This window comes from Sphingopyxis sp. UBA6723, from assembly GCF_002454115.1.
Lineage (GTDB): Bacteria > Pseudomonadota > Alphaproteobacteria > Sphingomonadales > Sphingomonadaceae > Sphingopyxis.
This window is the reverse complement of record NZ_DKIH01000013.1, coordinates 612,170-627,683: the sequence shown is the minus strand read 5'-3', so window position 1 is coordinate 627,683 and position 15,514 is coordinate 612,170. Positions and strand designations below refer to the sequence as shown.

Annotated in this window: 14 protein-coding genes and 1 pseudogene; 6 read left to right on the top strand and 9 right to left on the bottom strand. The window is 64.2% G+C overall.

The annotated features are described in order from the left end of the window. Positions 1–14 precede the first annotated feature (14 nt). Both B4F07_RS16220 and aat read left to right on the top strand, forming a co-directional pair. Positions 15–845, top strand: a complete 831-nt coding sequence (locus tag B4F07_RS16220; protein WP_293699072.1) for a class I SAM-dependent methyltransferase — start codon at positions 15–17, stop codon at positions 843–845. Next, positions 842–1,618: a leucyl/phenylalanyl-tRNA--protein transferase gene (aat, locus tag B4F07_RS16215; protein ID WP_293699394.1), complete on the top strand. Its 777-nt coding sequence runs from the start codon at positions 842–844 to the stop codon at positions 1,616–1,618. Before B4F07_RS16220 ends, aat begins: the two co-directional genes overlap by 4 nt. Before the next feature lie 35 nt (positions 1,619–1,653). Here the strand turns inward: aat and B4F07_RS17460 are convergent. From B4F07_RS17460 to B4F07_RS16195, 4 genes and pseudogenes are all read right to left on the bottom strand, one after another. Beyond that, positions 1,654–1,824, bottom strand: a pseudogene (locus B4F07_RS17460) (DUF2155 domain-containing protein); the annotation flags it as partial. Between the two features lie 230 nt (positions 1,825–2,054). Continuing rightward, entirely contained in the window at positions 2,055–2,438 is a 384-nt protein-coding gene (locus B4F07_RS16205) for an NADH:ubiquinone oxidoreductase subunit NDUFA12 (RefSeq protein ID WP_293699075.1), read from the bottom strand. A 60-nt stretch (positions 2,439–2,498) separates the two neighbouring features. After that, positions 2,499–2,960 (bottom strand): DUF192 domain-containing protein, encoded by a 462-nt coding sequence (locus B4F07_RS16200; protein ID WP_293699078.1) that lies wholly within the window; start codon positions 2,958–2,960, stop codon positions 2,499–2,501. Between the two features lie 68 nt (positions 2,961–3,028). Further along, positions 3,029–3,601, bottom strand: a complete 573-nt coding sequence (locus B4F07_RS16195; RefSeq protein ID WP_293699081.1) for a regulatory protein RecX — start codon at positions 3,599–3,601, stop codon at positions 3,029–3,031. A 180-nt stretch (positions 3,602–3,781) separates the two neighbouring features. Here B4F07_RS16195 and B4F07_RS16190 point away from each other — a divergent pair, with 180 nt between their 5' ends. From B4F07_RS16190 to B4F07_RS16180, 3 genes are all read left to right on the top strand, one after another. Continuing rightward, the gene (locus B4F07_RS16190; RefSeq protein WP_293699084.1) at positions 3,782–5,533 is read left to right on the top strand and encodes a fatty acyl-AMP ligase; all 1,752 of its coding nucleotides are present in this window, start codon (positions 3,782–3,784) and stop codon (positions 5,531–5,533) included. Positions 5,534–5,642: 109 nt separating this feature from the next. Next, complete coding sequence (locus tag B4F07_RS16185) at positions 5,643–7,997, top strand: putative bifunctional diguanylate cyclase/phosphodiesterase (protein WP_293699087.1); 2,355 nt, start codon at positions 5,643–5,645, stop codon at positions 7,995–7,997. A 175-nt stretch (positions 7,998–8,172) separates the two neighbouring features. Beyond that, the gene (locus B4F07_RS16180) at positions 8,173–8,748 is read left to right on the top strand and encodes a CHAP domain-containing protein (protein ID WP_293699089.1); all 576 of its coding nucleotides are present in this window, start codon (positions 8,173–8,175) and stop codon (positions 8,746–8,748) included. Positions 8,749–8,751: 3 nt separating this feature from the next. On the opposite strand, the gene B4F07_RS16175 is transcribed toward B4F07_RS16180, so the two are convergent. The 5 genes from B4F07_RS16175 to typA all read right to left on the bottom strand — a co-directional run bounded on the left by B4F07_RS16175 (position 8,752) and on the right by typA (position 14,681). Then, positions 8,752–9,078, bottom strand: a complete 327-nt coding sequence (locus B4F07_RS16175; protein ID WP_293704906.1) for a DUF3297 family protein — start codon at positions 9,076–9,078, stop codon at positions 8,752–8,754. Between the two features lie 73 nt (positions 9,079–9,151). Beyond that, positions 9,152–11,431 (bottom strand): TonB-dependent receptor, encoded by a 2,280-nt coding sequence (locus B4F07_RS16170; RefSeq protein ID WP_293699095.1) that lies wholly within the window; start codon positions 11,429–11,431, stop codon positions 9,152–9,154. A gap of 122 nt (positions 11,432–11,553) precedes the next feature. Beyond that, entirely contained in the window at positions 11,554–11,982 is a 429-nt protein-coding gene (locus B4F07_RS16165) for a hemerythrin domain-containing protein (protein WP_293699098.1), read from the bottom strand. A gap of 112 nt (positions 11,983–12,094) precedes the next feature. After that, complete coding sequence (locus B4F07_RS16160; RefSeq protein WP_293699101.1) at positions 12,095–12,607, bottom strand: hypothetical protein; 513 nt, start codon at positions 12,605–12,607, stop codon at positions 12,095–12,097. Positions 12,608–12,848: 241 nt separating this feature from the next. Then, positions 12,849–14,681, bottom strand: a complete 1,833-nt coding sequence (gene typA, locus B4F07_RS16155) for a translational GTPase TypA (protein ID WP_293699104.1) — start codon at positions 14,679–14,681, stop codon at positions 12,849–12,851. A gap of 187 nt (positions 14,682–14,868) precedes the next feature. On the opposite strand from typA, the gene B4F07_RS16150 reads away from it, so the two are divergent. After that, positions 14,869–15,510 carry a GbsR/MarR family transcriptional regulator gene (locus B4F07_RS16150; RefSeq protein WP_293699107.1) on the top strand — a complete coding sequence of 214 codons (642 nt, stop codon included), beginning with the start codon at positions 14,869–14,871 and terminating at the stop codon, positions 15,508–15,510. Positions 15,511–15,514: the final 4 nt, after the last annotated feature.

The following is a 15,514-nucleotide window of genomic DNA, read 5'->3' as shown; positions in this document are numbered from 1 at the left end:
GAGAGGTTGCCCATATGCGTCCGTTATTGATTCTTGCAAGTACCGCGCTCGCCCTCACCATCCCCGCTGCCGTATCGGCCGATCACCATGGCGGCGGCGCCCATGCCGCCAAGCCGAACGACGCGATCGCCGCCGCGGTTGCCGCGCCAACCCGCACCCCCGCCAACACCGCACGCGATCCGTTTCGCCACCCTGCCGAAACGCTCGCCTTCTTCGGCGTGAAGCCCGGCGACACGGTGGTCGAGCTGTGGCCCGGCGGCGGCTGGTACAGCGAAATCCTCGCCCCGTTGGCCAAGGCGGGCGGCGGGACGCTGTATGTCGCGGCGCCGTGGGAACGCGGGCTCAATCGTTTCAAGGCCAAGCAAGCCGAAAACGCCGATGTTTATGGCGCGGTGAAACTCGCCGAATTTCCGCATGCCGGAACCAATCCCAAAGTCCCCGACGGCAGCGCCGACGTCGTGCTGACCTTTCGCAACGTCCACAACTGGCGCTTCGACGGCGCCGACAACACCGCCAATGCCTTCAAACAGATTTTCGCGATGCTCAAACCCGGCGGCACGCTGGGCGTTGTCGAGCACCGGCTGAACGAGAGCGACGATGCGGCAAAGGAAGAAAAATCGGGCTATATGAAGGAAAGCTCGATCATCGCCTTTGCCGAAGCCGCCGGGTTCAAGCTGGCTGGCAAGAGCGAGATCAACGCCAACCCCAAGGATACAAAGGATTATCCCAAGGGCGTCTGGACCCTGCCTCCCAGCCTGGCCGAAGGTGAAACCGACCGCGCCAAATATGTCGCGATCGGCGAATCGGACCGCATGACGCTGAAGTTCGTGAAGCCCGCGTCCTGAAGCATTTTGAATCCATCGACCCTGCGCTGCTGCTGAGTGCTTATGCGCAGGGTATTTTCCCGATGGCCGACGGGGCGGATGACCCGTCGGTCCATTGGGTCGAACCGCGGCTGCGCGCGATCCTGCCGCTGGATGGCTTCCGGCTGTCGCGCAGTTTGAAAAAGACGATCGTCGCCGATCGTTTTCGCGTCACCACCGACGCCGCCTTTGCCGACATGGTCGCGCTGTGCGCCGAGCCTGCGGGAGACCGCCCGACGACGTGGATCAACCCCGTCATCAAGGCGAGTTACGACCGCCTGTTCCAGATCGGCCATGCGCACAGCGTCGAATGCTGGCAGGAGGACGAGCTGGTCGGCGGCCTCTACGGCGTGTCGCTCGGCCGTGCCTTTTTCGGCGAATCGATGGTCAGCCGCACGCGCGATGCCTCAAAGGTCGCGCTGGCGCATCTTGTCGCGCGGCTTACCGCGGGCGGCTGGAAATTGCTCGATTGCCAGTTCATCACCCCGCACCTCGCCAGCCTCGGTGCGATCGAAATCCGCCAGGCCGACTATCTGGCGCGGCTCTATTCGGTGTTGGCGGGCGGCGACGGCGCGGCTGGCAGCGTCGGAGCAGGCGCCGCGGGCGTTTCACCGCCCTCGCCGCCGTTCGTTGCGGGCGACTGGGGCGCGCTCGACGCCTTGGGCGCCGCCGCTGCGCCCGATTTCGTCGCCGCGGGCGCGACCGGCTCGCCGCCGGGATATGTCATCGCACAGCTTTTGACAAACACGTCGTAAATCGGATGCTGGATGACGTTGCGATCGGGCCGTTCGCGGAAAATCCAGCCCGAAAAGACCCGGCGCCATCGGTCATCGCGCTGATCCTGCACCGTCAGCTGGACGAACGCGCCGGTTTCGGGCGGGTCTTCCCACGGCGCGGTCTGCTCGCACGCGCGCAGGCGCACGATGGCGCGTCCGACGCGCGCCGATTCGCCGGGCTTCATCGCCAGCTCGCGCACCAGCCCGTTGCGTTTGTTGAGCAAGCCAACGACGGCAACGCGCTCGGCCATCGGGGTCGCACCCTCAATGCCGCCGACCTCCTGCGGAACGCGTTCGGACTTGGCCACCGTCGAAACGGTCGCGCTGCCATTGCCCTTGGACGGCGTCCGGTCGCAGGCGCCCAGCGCGGTCGCGGCCAGCAGCGCGAGCAGCGCAGTCGTGGTCCGACGCGACATTATTCGCTGGGCCGCCAGGCCTCATAATCGCCGGTCGCGGCAGCCCGCTGGCCGCCACGTTCGAGCGCCCCCGCAGGGCGATAGGCGCCGGTGCTGCCGGTCAGGTTGGCGGTCGGTTCCTTTTCCCACGCGCGCGGCGCAGGCAGCATGTCGGTCGGCAATTCGTCAAAGGTGCGGTGCAGCCAGCCGTGCCATTCGGGCGGCACCCGGCTGGCATCATTCGATCCCTTGTAGATCACCCAGCGGCGGTCGCCCTTGCGCGCGCGATGATAGGTGTTGCCAAAGCTGTCCTCGCCGACCTTTTCGCCGGTTTTCCAGCTGTTCAGCAGCGTGCCGACGGTCGCACCGTCCCACCAGGTGAAAATCTTGCCGAGGATGCTCATGGCGAGGCGTTTACAGCCAAGCCCATGCGGTCCGCAAGCCGCAAACCGTGCGCCGCAACGCTATTTCGGGTCTTTCCACGTCACCTTCGCCGTCTCGTCGATGCCGAGCTTCGCCGCGGTCCCGCCTGCCAGTTCCAGCACCGCGCTGACTTCACCCCCGCTGACCACGGGCTCCAGCGATTCGGGGATCGTGTTTTCGGCGATCCGGTCGATGCTGCCGTCGGCGCGGATGAAGATCATGTCGAGCGGGATCAGCGTATTCTTCATCCAGAAGCTGCCGATCCGCGGTTTTTCAAACGGAAACAACATGCCCCCATCGGCGGGCAGGCTGGTGCGGAACATCAACCCCTTGTCCTGCTCGGCATCGGTCCGCGCAACTTCGACGTTGAACCGGTGCGCCTGGTCCTTGGCGGTGATCGTCACCGCGATCGTGTGGGAGCTTTCCGCCTCGCTGGCATTCTGGCTGCACCCCGCCATCGGCACGGCCAATGTCAAAGCAAGAGCGACAAAAATGGAACGCATCGGCGACTGATACCTCTCTTCGTTATCCCGGCAAGGGCCGGGATCTCGATTGATGGAAGGGTTGATGCCTAATCGAGCCCCGCCCCATCGTCCAGCGCCGCCAGCGCCGCCTCGTCCCCCGGCGCGATCGCCAATATCCGACGCGCCAGCGCCATGCTGTGCCCCGCGCGCAAAAACGCCGCAATCTGCCGCTCGCGCAGTTTCGGATCGTCGGCAGGACGCGTCGCAAACGGCCCGAAGCGCCGCCGCCGCGCGAAGCCGACCGCCGACGCCAGCGCCGACGCCTCAGCGCTCTCGATCGCCTCACCGCTATCCTCGCTCGCGATGCCATCGACATACAGCTGCGCCTTGACCCGCCGTACCCCCAGCCCGCGCCGCGTCATCGCCCCCGCGCGCATCACGGCATATTGGCGATCGTCGAGGAATTGTAGCCGCTCCATGCGGTCGGCGACTGCCTCGCACGCCGCCACCGCGTTAACCGCGTCGGTCCATTCCGATTCGCGAATTTTTCGAGACAGATAGCGCGTCAGCTTGGCGCGGCTGGTGGCGAATCGCGCTACATAGGCCAAGGCCAACTCGTCGAGCCGCGCTGCGCCAAGCGGCCTTTTTGAGCGGTCAGGAGGAGCGCGGCGATTGGCCATATGCCATGTTTGTGCCACAGTCGGGCCTGATTGAGAACGATCAACACCGCCATATCGGGCATTAAAGCCCGGAAATGGGCGATTGTTTACTCAACACAGGGCTCGCGCACGGACACCATGGCTCAGAAAGATGACATGCTTGTTGCCGCGCGGCCCGTATCGCGGGATGTCGCACCCCCTATGACCGATACCAACACCCCAGCGGCGGACGCGCTTCAGCCGACGCCGACCTTCTGCGCCCAGCCGCGCCGCTTTTCGGACTTTGCCACTGTCGGCGAAGCGCTCGACTATGCCGCCAACGGCACCCGGGGACTCAATTTCCACGATCCGCGCGGCAAGCTGGTGCGCCCCTATCCGTATCGCGAACTGCGTGACGACGCGCTCCTGACCGCCTACCGGTTGATCGATGCCGGGGTGAAGCCGGGCGATCGCGTCGCGCTGATCGCCGAGACCGGCCCCGAATTCGCCGCGCTGTTTTTCGGCACCATCTATGCCGGGGCCTGGCCGGTGCCGTTGCCGCTGCCGACCAGCTTTGGCGGCCGCGACAGCTATGTCGGCCAGCTCGGCGTGCAGCTCACCAGCTGCGACCCGACGATGCTGTTCTTTCCGCCCGAAATCGCCGCGATGGCGATCGAGGCGGCCGAAGCGCAGAGCGTCTTGCCAGTCGACTGGAGCGAATTCGCCGCCAAGCCCGCGCCAGTGACCGACCTGCCCGCGCAGCAATCGAACGAAACCTGCTATCTGCAGTACAGCAGCGGCTCGACGCGCTTCCCGCACGGCGTTGCGGTCACCCACGCCGCGCTGCTCAACAACCTCGCCGCGCACAGTCATGGCATGGAAGTGCGCGACAGTGATCGCTGCGTCTCGTGGCTGCCCTGGTATCACGACATGGGCCTCGTCGGCTGCCTGCTCTCGCCCGTCGCCAACCAGGTGTCGGTCGATTATCTGAAGACCGAGGATTTTGCGCGCCGCCCGCTCGCCTGGCTCGACCTGATCAGCCGCAACGAAGGGACCACGCTCAGCTATTCGCCGACCTTTGGTTACGACATCTGCGCCCGCCGCGTATCGAGCCAGACGCATGTCGCCGACCGCTTCGACTTGTCGCGCTGGCGCGTCGCCGGCAATGGCGCCGACATGATCCGCCCGGACGTGATGCAAAGCTTCGTCGATGCTTTTGCCGACGCCGGATTCAAGGCGAGCGCCTTCCTGCCAAGCTACGGCCTGGCCGAAGCGACGCTGGCGGTTAGCATTATGCCGCCGGGCGAAGGCATTGTCGTTGAACTGGTCGAGGAAACCGAGCTGTCGGGCGCCGCCAATGATGCGGGGCGCCCGACACGCTATCGCGCTATCGTCAATTGCGGCCGCGCCGCGCGCGACATGGTGATCGAGGTCCGCGACGAGCAGGGCAATGCCCTGCCCGACCAAACCGTCGGCAAGGTTTGGTGCACCGGTCCGTCGCTGATGACCGGCTATTACCGCGATCCCGAGTCGACCGCCGCCTGCCTGGTCGATGGCTGGCTCGACACCGGCGATATGGGTTATCTGTCAGACGGTTACATCTACATCGTCGGACGCGCCAAGGACATGATCATCATCAACGGCAAGAATCACTGGCCGCAGGATATCGAATGGGCGGTTGAACAATTGCCGGGGTTCAAATCGGGCGATATCGCAGCGTTCGCGATTACTGCGCCAGGGGGCGAAGAAACCCCCGCGGTGCTCGTCCAGTGCCGCACCAGCGACGAAGCCGAACGCCTCGCGCTGCGCGAGACGATTCGCGACCGCGTCCGCGCCATCACCGGCATGAATTGCCTGATCGAGCTGATCCCCCCGCGCACCCTGCCGCGCACCAGTTCGGGCAAACTCAGCCGCTCGAAAGCGCGCGCGCAATATCTGGCCGGCGAAATTCAGCCCTTTGCCATGGCCGCCTGAGGCAAAGCACTGACTGTGGCCGCAAATTTTGTCCCACTGCTGGACAAAAAACGAGGCAAATGAACGTGCTGGTTACCTTCGGGTAACACCCCGACGTTAGACAGGCGCTGTGAAAAGCCTGTTGACCGACCAGATAGCAGCCGAAGAGATTCCTGTGCGGAGCCTGTTGGGGCTGGGACCGCGCGATGCGGATATCGGCAATCTCCGCCAGCTTCAGCTTGCGCCGCTGCGCGGGCAGGGATCGTTGCGTCTGTTCATGGGGCTCGGAATGGCGCTCGTCGCCGCCTTCACCATGATCCTCGGCGTCCCGATCGCGGTCGCTGGCGGCTGGCTCGGCATCGGCCTGATTTTCAGCCTGTGGTCGTACAGCCAGTTTCGCAATCTGCCGCTCGGCGATCCCAAATTGTCGGGCATCGCCGAATATCGGATGTGCAATCGCCACGCCCTCTATTCGGCGCTGTTCTGGAGCACGCCATTCTGGCTGCACGGGCTGTCGCCGCCGGTCGATCATGTCCTGTCGATGTGGACCATCGCGGTGCTGATGATGGTCACGCTGGCGATCGTCGCGCACAGCATCCCGATGGCGTGCATTCTGTTCATCGCGCCGGTGACCCTGTCGGCGGCGGCGGCGCTCGTCCGCGCCGGCGCGCCGCAACTCGCGGCGGTCGCGGTCGTCGCCGGTCTTTTGCTCTGCAATTTCTGCGTGCGCTTTGCGCAAAGCCACATTCGCTATCGCCGCGCCGAAGAAACGCTGCACGAAAAGACCGAAACGGTCAGCCTTCTGCTGCGCGAGTTCGAAGAAACCTCGGCCGACTGGCTGTGGCAGACCGACAACAGCCGCCGCCTGGTCCATGTTTCGCCGCGTCTCGCCTTCGCGCTCGGCGCCCCCGCCGACGCGCTGGAGGGCGTCCCGTTGCTCCAGGCGCTGTCGGGCGATGCGTGGGATACCGGACTATTCCCCAAAAGCCTGCACGAGATGGCCGAACGCATGAAGCGGCGCGAGAGCTTTTCGAACCTGATCGTGCCGGTCACGATCGGCGGGGCGCCGCGCTGGTGGGAATTGTCGGCCTCGCCGCGCCTCGACGAAGCGGGCAAATTCCTGGGTTTCCGCGGCGTCGGCTCGGACGTCACCGAACAGCGCGCCACGGCCGAACAAATCGCCAAGATGGCGCGCTTCGACAATCTCACCGGCCTGCCCAATCGCCTCAGCCTGAACGAAGACCTAGCGCGCGCGATGACAACCGCGATCGATGCCAAGGCGCGCTGCGCGCTGCTGATCATCGATCTCGATCGCTTCAAGGCAGTCAATGATACGCTCGGCCATCCGGTCGGCGACAAGCTGCTCGCACAGGTCGCGGCACGGCTGAAAGGGTTGATGGAGCGCGGCATGACCTGCGGACGGCTCGGCGGCGACGAATTTGCCGTGGTGCTGCACAATGTCCCCTCGGCCGACGCAGCGGAGGATCTGGCGAAGCGCCTCATCACGACGATCAGCCGCCCCTATGTGGTCGATAACCATCAATTATTCGTTGGCGCCAGCATCGGTTATGCGATCGGGCCGCAGGACGGCGCGACGGTCGAAACGCTGACCCGCAATGCCGACCTCGCGCTCTATAAGTCGAAGGACAAGGGCGGCAATGTCGTCGCGGGCTATGTTGCGTCGCTGCACGCCCAGGCGGAAGAGCGGCGGGTGATGGAACAGGAACTGCGCGGCGCCCTCGAACGCGGCGAGTTTGAGATGTATTACCAGCCCGTGGTGACCGCCATCGACGGCACCTTGAACGGCTTCGAAGGACTGATCCGCTGGAACAACAAAAAACTGGGTAATGTATCGCCCGGACGTTTCATTCCGCTCGCCGAGGATGCGCGGCTGATTTCGCCGATCGGCGAATGGGTGCTGCGCACGGCGTGTCACGAAGCGATGAAATGGCCGTCGAACCTGAAGGTCGCGATCAACGTGTCGGCTGACCAGCTCACCGATCCAAACTTTGCCTCTGTGGTCGTGTCGGCGCTGGCACAAAGCGGACTGCCGCCGCAGCGGCTGGAGATCGAAGTCACCGAAAGCGTCTTTCTGCGCGACGGCGGCGGCGCGGCGCAACTGCTCGATCAGCTGATCGGGCTAGGCATCCGACTGTCGCTCGACGATTTCGGCACCGGCTATTCGTCGCTCGGCTATCTGCGCAAGACGCAGTTTTCAACGATCAAGGTCGACCGCAGCTTTGTCGTTGGCGCCGCCAAGGGCAGTATCGAATCGATCGCCATCATCCGCGCCGTCGTCGCACTCGCCGACAGCCTTGGCATGTCGACCACCGCCGAGGGCGCCGAAACCGAGCTGGAGGTCGAAACGCTGCGCAACATGGGATGCAGCAACATTCAGGGCTATTATTATGGCCGCCCGATGCCCGCTGCCGACGTGCTCACGCTGTTCCGCTCGACCGATTCGGCGGCCAGCGCCGCCGCCTGACGGCGATCTGACGACGACCAGTCGAACCCCTCACGCGACGAATTGACGGTCTTAACAAAAGGTTCCGCCGCTCACCGCAACCGCGGCGCATCTCGTCGCGCGGCGGGTGGTGGCGCGCCCGAAGCATGGCAAGGACGCTGCAACGCTTGAACACAAGCCTTGGGGGTCGCATTTCATGCTCTATCGTCGCTTGCTGGCTGCCGCCATCGCGTCCGTAATGACGCTCACCGGTCTGCTCGTCAGCACCCCCGCCGCAGCGCAGGCCTATCTCCAATGCGTTCCCTTTGCCCGCGCCGAATCGGGCGTCGATATTCGCGGCAATGCCAAGACTTGGTGGGCGCAAGCCGCCGATGATTATGCCCGCGGCAACGAACCGCGCGAGGGCGCAGTGATGGCGTTCGCCGGGACCCGCGGCATGCCGATGGGCCATGTTGCCGTGGTCAAAAAAATCGTCAGCGACCGTGAAATCCGCATCGACCATGCCAACTGGTCGCCGATCAACGGTCGCCGCGGCCAGATCGAACGCAATGTTCGCGTCGTCGACGTCAGCGATGCTGGCGACTGGAGCATGGTCCGCGTGTGGTACGCCCCGATCGGCGACCTTGGCCTGCGCGCCAATCCGGTGCAGGGCTTCATCTATGCTGGCGGCACGCCGAACAAGGCGCCCAGCTTCAAGGCGCCGGTGTGGGCGCAGAACGACTGGAAGCCCGGCAACGGTCTGGAAGTCGTCGTCGCGTCGCTCGGCCAGTAAGGGCTAAGTCAACCTTCTTAAAATTGCGTCATTGCGAGCGCAGCGAAGCAATCCAGAGTTGCGTAAACCGCTCTGGATTGCNNCGGCGGCTGCCGTATCCTCGAACCACGCCTCGACCTCGCCCGACAGCTTGATCGTCATCGGCTGGCCAAAACGGTCTTTCGACTTGCCGGCGGCGACGCGAATCCAGCCTTCGGAAATCGAGTATTCCTCGACGTCGGTGCGCTCCTTGCCTTTGAAGCGGATGCCGATGCCGCGCTGGAGCACCTCCATGTCGAAATAGGGCGAGCGCGGGTTGGTCGACATATGGTCGGGAGGCGTATCGGTCATGGTGTTACTTCCAAAAAAATGATGGCGCGGCCCTAGCGGGACCGCGCCACCATCGTCAATGGAAAGGGAATTTTCAGAACCCCGCCTTCATTGTCACAAAGAACTGCTGCGGCGCCCCCGCGAGCAAGGTCTGACTGTCACCGCGGTTGGCAAAACCGTTGGTACCGATCGTCGACACATAGTCCTTGTCGAACAAGTTCGTCGCATTGGCCTGCACCGAAATCCGTTCGTTGAACCGATAGCCGATGCTGGCATCGACGATCACAAAGCCGCCGACCGCGGCGTCATTTTCGAACGAATAATAGCGTTTGCCGGTGTAGTTGGCGCCGACCCGGGCGAAAAAGCTGCCGGTGTCCCAGGTGATCTCGCCCTTCGCCAGATGGCGCGGCGAATTGACCACCGTCTTGCCGGCGGTCGCCGCGACAATCGCCCCGGCTGCATTCACGACATCGTCCTGATACTCGGAGTCGTTGTAGGCGTAAGAGGCGAACAGCGACAGTTCGGGGGTCGCGCGGAACGTCCCCGCCGCCTCGACGCCCCACGACCGCACGTCGCCGACATTCTGCAGGATCGCCGGATTGCCCTGAATCCCCGACCCGTTGGCAAAGGCGATGATGCGATCCTTGAAATCGACATAATAGCCCGCGATCACCCCTTGGAAGCGCGGCGACTTGGTGCGGAAGCCCAGCTCGTAAGTGGTCGAGGTTTCGGGTTTCAGGTCGAGCGCGTCGAACCCGGCCTGCGTCGTCGCGAACGGCCCGCCGGTGGCCGAGCTTTCGAACGCGCGCATATTCTGGGTATAGCTCGCGAACGCCTCATTATCGTCGCTCAGGCGAAACAGCAGCCCCGCCTGCGGCAGGAACCAGTCCTTCGCCTCGGTTCGCCCCGCCGCCAGGCTGCCGCGCACGACCGGGGTTGCCAGGTTGGTGACGCGCAGCCCCTTCCACCCGGCATTGATCTGCACCCGCCCCAGGTCGAGCGTGTCCTGCACATGATATTGCAGCGTCTGGGTGTTGAAATCGAACTCCCATTGGGTGAGCAGCGGATCGGTCGGGAATTTCAGGCTGCTGCGATCGGGCGCGCCGGTGGTGTTGCCCAGCCCGTAGAAGCGGCGCGCCTGATTGAAATCATTGTCTTCGTACCACAGGCCAAGTTCGATGCTGTTGGCACCCAGCGTGAACACGCTGTTCGCAACGATGCCGTATCGTTCGATTTCATATTCGGTCGTGCGCAGCGCCAGCGGCGCGCCGCCCGGCGTGGCGACATAGGGGGTGAACCACAGGCCGCGCCCCTCGTTGCCATGATAATATCCCATCGCGTTCAGCGTCCAGAACGCGTTCAACGGCGCCTCGACCCCGACCCCGGCCAGCCAGTCCTTGCGCAGACCGGCAGCGTCATAATAGGCGTCGTCGGCGGTCTGGATCGGGGTCGGATAGACCGTCCCTGCCGCCGGATTGGTCGGCGCAACGCCGGTGTCGCCGCGATTATGCGCGATATGCGCAACGCGCACCGCCAAATCCCAGTCCTTGGCGAAATTGTCCCAGTCATATCCCAGCCGGTCAATCATGCCCCGGCTCAGATCCTGATAGTCATTCTCGGCGCGGTCCGAATAGTTGACGAAGCCAAAGAATTGCCCGTCGCCGACCGGCTGGACGATGCGCGCATTGACCTGGTGCTGGCGCTGGACCCCGTCGCCCTTCCACTTGTCGGCATCCTGCCAGGCGTAGCTCAGCGACAGGCGCGGGCCGTTCGCGCCGATCGCGCCGCTGTCGATCCGCACAAACGCGCGTTTGGTATCTTCGCTGCCATAGGTGCCCGACGCGTCGATCCCGAACGTCTCGGCGGGTTCGCGCGAAGAAAATTCGATTGTCCCGCCCAGATTGCTGCTCGACGCCGCCGACAGCGACCCTGCGCCCTGCGCCACTTCGACCCGCCCGACATTTTCGCTGATGATCGCGCGGCTGATGTGCAGGCCGTTGTGATTGCCATAGCTCATGTCGCCCAGCGGCACGCCATCGAGGGTAAAGCCCAGCTGCTGCTGCGAAAAACCACGGATCGAAATGCGCGACGACCATTCATAGGTGCCGAACGGATCGGCCGACTGGAAATTCACCCCAGGCAATTTGTCGATGGCTTTCAGCGGGCTGATCCCCGCCACTTCGAGCGCGATGTCGGCGGCGCCCAATTCCTGCACCTGCCGCGCCTGCCCCTGCCCGAGCACAACGATCTCCGCGACATCGCCCGCATCGGCGGCCGCTTCCACCGCGGCTTCGGCCGCAAAGGTCGGCGTCGCCGCCAGCGCCACCATCACGGCGGCCCCGGCGCGCAGGTGGTTCCTGAACTTGCTCGTCATCGTTTATCCCCCTTGTCCCGTCGCCGAAATGGCGCGGTGGTCGCGGGGGCTTTAGGGAGGCGATATTGCTGCGCTGCGGCGAAGGCATGACGCAGCGATGACGATAAAAAGAAGCTTTGCGGTCACATGAAATCTAGCTGCTCGGCGGCGGGATACAGATCGCAATTCTCGCGCTCGATCCGCATTCCCAGGACATGCAGAACGGCCTCGGTCTCGCTGCAGAAGCCCGACCAGTCGTCGGCGATCCGCTCGGCCGTCCATTTCGCGTCATAGGCCGCAAAGTCCTGCGCGATATGCCCCATTTCGCGCACGAACTCGCCCGCCATAGCGACGACCTCGGCATTGCCGCTCGATTTCAATCGCGGATACAGGATCCAGTCCTCGCACTTCAAATGGCGCAGCAACGTGTCGCGCAGCATCCCGCGCACCGACGCCAGCTCGGTCGGGCGCGGCGCCTCGGGGGCGCGGACCAGGTCCAGCAAAAGCCGCGACAATGTCGCCAGCGCCGCATGTTCGGCGCGCAGGCGGCGCATTTCGGGACCAATGGGCATGGATCGCCTCTCTTAAACCGGTCCCTTCAACGCTCTCTTATGGGTCCGTTATGAAAAGACGGTAAACGCGCGTTAGCTATCGCTGCGCAGGTCAACGCCGCGCATCGGCATCCTAATTATTGTCGCATCCGCCCGGCGTGCAGGAATCGGGATCGCCAGCTTCGGCCAATGCAAGCAACAGGCCGCCGCCGACCAAGACGACCAGGCCGACGACCACGGCAGCGGCGGTCCCGCCGTCCGATAGATTGGAGCGGCCCGCGTGCGCGGCATCGCGGCTGGGCGCATAGCGCGCAGGGGTCACGCTTCGGCCCGCCAGCGAAACATGCGGCGCGGCCCGATCGCTGGTAAACCCGAACTCGAGCCCCTCGCCGATCCGCCATGCCGGCGATCTCAGCTGGTCGCCTTCGCGATACTGGATCGGCGCCACTGTCAAGCTGGCGCGGACGCGCTTGTCGCTGTCTTTGGCGCCGCCTAGCGGGATCCGGATCCGTGTGCCGACAAAGCCGCCCATGGCGATCGGATTGGCAAGGCCGACTGGCGATGCCGCGCCGCCAATTGTTTGGGCATGTAGCGGTGCAGCGCACGACAATAAGGCGAGTACCGCAGGCAGCTTATATATGTTCATCGATCGACCCTCCGTTCGGCCGGGTGGTCGTGCGAAATTGCGGCCGAATTGTGAAGTGCGGCGCCGCCGCAATATACTAGGTCACCCAGGACTTTTGGCGCCAAAGACCGCGGGCCATTCGCTGCGGAGGACCGACGTGCATCGGACCAAGCGGCGGACGGATGCCCGCCGCTGGCGCGATCAGATCGTGCTGCTTGCGGGCGCGGAATTCAAGCGCGCTGGCGGGCGCTTGAAGAACGGCTTATGCCGCTTCTTTCTTGCGCGACGCCTTCTTGCGCTCATGCGGATCGAGCAGCGCTTTGCGGATGCGGATATTTTTCGGGGTCACTTCGACCATTTCGTCGTCGTCGATGTACGCAATCGCCTGTTCCAGCGTCATGCGGCGCGGCGGGGTCAGGCGGATCGCGTCGTCCTTGCCGGTCGAACGGAAGTTCGTCAGCTGCTTCGACTTCATCGGGTTGACTTCCAGATCGTCGGGCTTGGCATTTTCGCCGATGATCATGCCCTCGTACAGCGCCTCACCCGGCGACACGAACAGGATGCCGCGTTCTTCGAGCGGGCCAAGCGCGTAGGCGACGGCTTCGCCATTGCCGTTGCTGATCAGAACGCCATTCTGGCGCCCCGCGATATTGCCTTTGTACGGGCCATATTTTTCGAACAGGCGGTTCATGATCCCGGTGCCGCGCGTGTCGGACAGGAATTCGCCATGATAGCCGATCAGGCCGCGCGACGGGCCGCTGAAGGTGATGCGCGTCTTGCCGCCGCCCGACGGGCGCATGTCGGTCAGGTCGGCCTTGCGGACCTGCATCTTCTCGACCACCGTGCCGCTATGTTCGTCGTCGACGTCGATGACGACGGTTTCATAGGGTTCGGTGCGCTTGCCATTCTCGTCCTCGCCATACAGCACGCGAGGGCGGCTGATGCCGAGTTCGAAGCCTTCGCGGCGCATCGTTTCGATGAGCACGCCCAGCTGAAGCTCGCCGCGGCCTGCGACTTCGAAACTGTCCTTGTCGGCGCTTTCGGTAACGCGGATCGCGACATTGGTTTCGCTTTCACGGAACAGGCGGTCGCGGATCATGCGGCTGGTCACCTTGGTGCCCTCGCGGCCCGCCATCGGCGAATCATTGACGGCAAAGCGCATCGACAGCGTCGGTGGGTCGATCGGCTGCGCGGCGATCGGTTCACTCACGCTGGTGTCGGCGATGGTGTTGGCGACGGTCGCCAGCGCCAGGCCGGCGATCGCGACGATGTCACCCGCGCGCGCCTCCTCGACGGGAACGCGCTCGAGCCCGCGGAACGCCAGCAGCTTCGACGCGCGGCCGGTCTCGATCACCTTGCCGTCCATGTCGATCGCGTGGATCGGCTGGTTGACCTTGATCGTCCCCGACTGGACGCGGCCGGTCAGGATGCGGCCGATGAAATTGTCGCGGTCGAGCAGGGTGGCGAGGAAGGTGAACGGACCATCTTCGGGCAGTCCGGGGGTCGGCACATGCGATACGATCGTCTTGAACAGCGGCTCCAGCGTGCCTTCGCGCGCTTCGGGATCTTCCGACGCGTAACCGCCGCGGCCCGAGGCATAAAGGATCGGGAAATCGAGCTGTTCGTCATTGGCTTCGAGGGTCAGGAACAGTTCGAACACTTCGTCGAGCACTTCGGCGGCGCGCGCGTCGCTGCGGTCGATCTTGTTGACGACGACAATCGGCTTGAGGCCCAGCGCGAGCGCCTTGCCGGTCACGAACTTGGTCTGCGGCATCGGGCCTTCGGCGGCATCGACGAGCAGGATGACGCCATCGACCATGCTCAAAATGCGCTCGACTTCGCCGCCGAAATCGGCGTGGCCTGGGGTGTCGACGATGTTGATCCGCGTCAGGTCGGCGCCCTCGCCCCACTCAACGCTGGTGCACTTCGCCAGGATGGTGATCCCGCGTTCCTTTTCCAGGTCATTGGAATCCATCGCGCGTTCTTCGACGCGCTGGTTGTCGCGGAAGGTACCCGACTGGCGGAACAGCTGATCGACGAGAGTGGTTTTTCCATGATCGACGTGGGCGATTATGGCGATATTGCGCAGAGACATGCGGGAACGGGCCTTGATGGAAGGGGGCTGCGCCGGAAGCGCCGCGAAACGCCGCGCCCCTAACAGAATGGGTGCTGCGGCGCAACATGATTGCCGAAGTGGACGAAGGTGCCACGTAGCGTGATCCCGGTGGTGCAAAGTTTCAATAATTATTGAAACTTTAGAAATTACCGGATATAGCGCCGGCATGGATTTGTCCCCCGCCCCCGATTCGCGCCCGGTTTCTCCAGCGGCCGCCCCATCCCCGCCGTTCCGGCTCTCCCCGCTTGCGCAGGCGTTTGTCCTGCATTTCGGCGAGATGGGGAGCCGCTGGGGGATCAACCGCACGGTCGGACAGATTTATGCGATGCTGTTCCTGGCCGATGCGCCGCGCCATGCCGAGGAGATCAGCGAGGCGCTGAGCCTGTCGCGGGGCAGCGTGTCGATGGGCCTGAAGGAGCTGGCAAGCTGGAACCTCGTCCAGCTCCGCCATGTCCCCGGCGACCGGCGCGATTATTATGAGACCCCGCGCGACGTGTGGGCGATCTTCCGCACCCTGGTCGAGGAACGCAAGAAGCGCGAGATCGACCCGACGCTGACGACGTTGCGGACGTTGCTGATGGAGCCCGCGACCGACGCGTCGGATCGCTTTGCGCAGGAGCGCATCGGCGCGATGCACGAACAGATCGAGCTGCTCACCGACTGGTATGCCGAAATGCGGCGGCTCGACAATGAACGCCTGCTCCAGCTGCTACGCCTCGGCGAGCGCGTCGTGAAGGCGCTCGAATTCAAGGACCGCATGCTGGGGCGGGGAAAAGGTGTCTCGACTACGCTCGACACGAACGGATGATGAG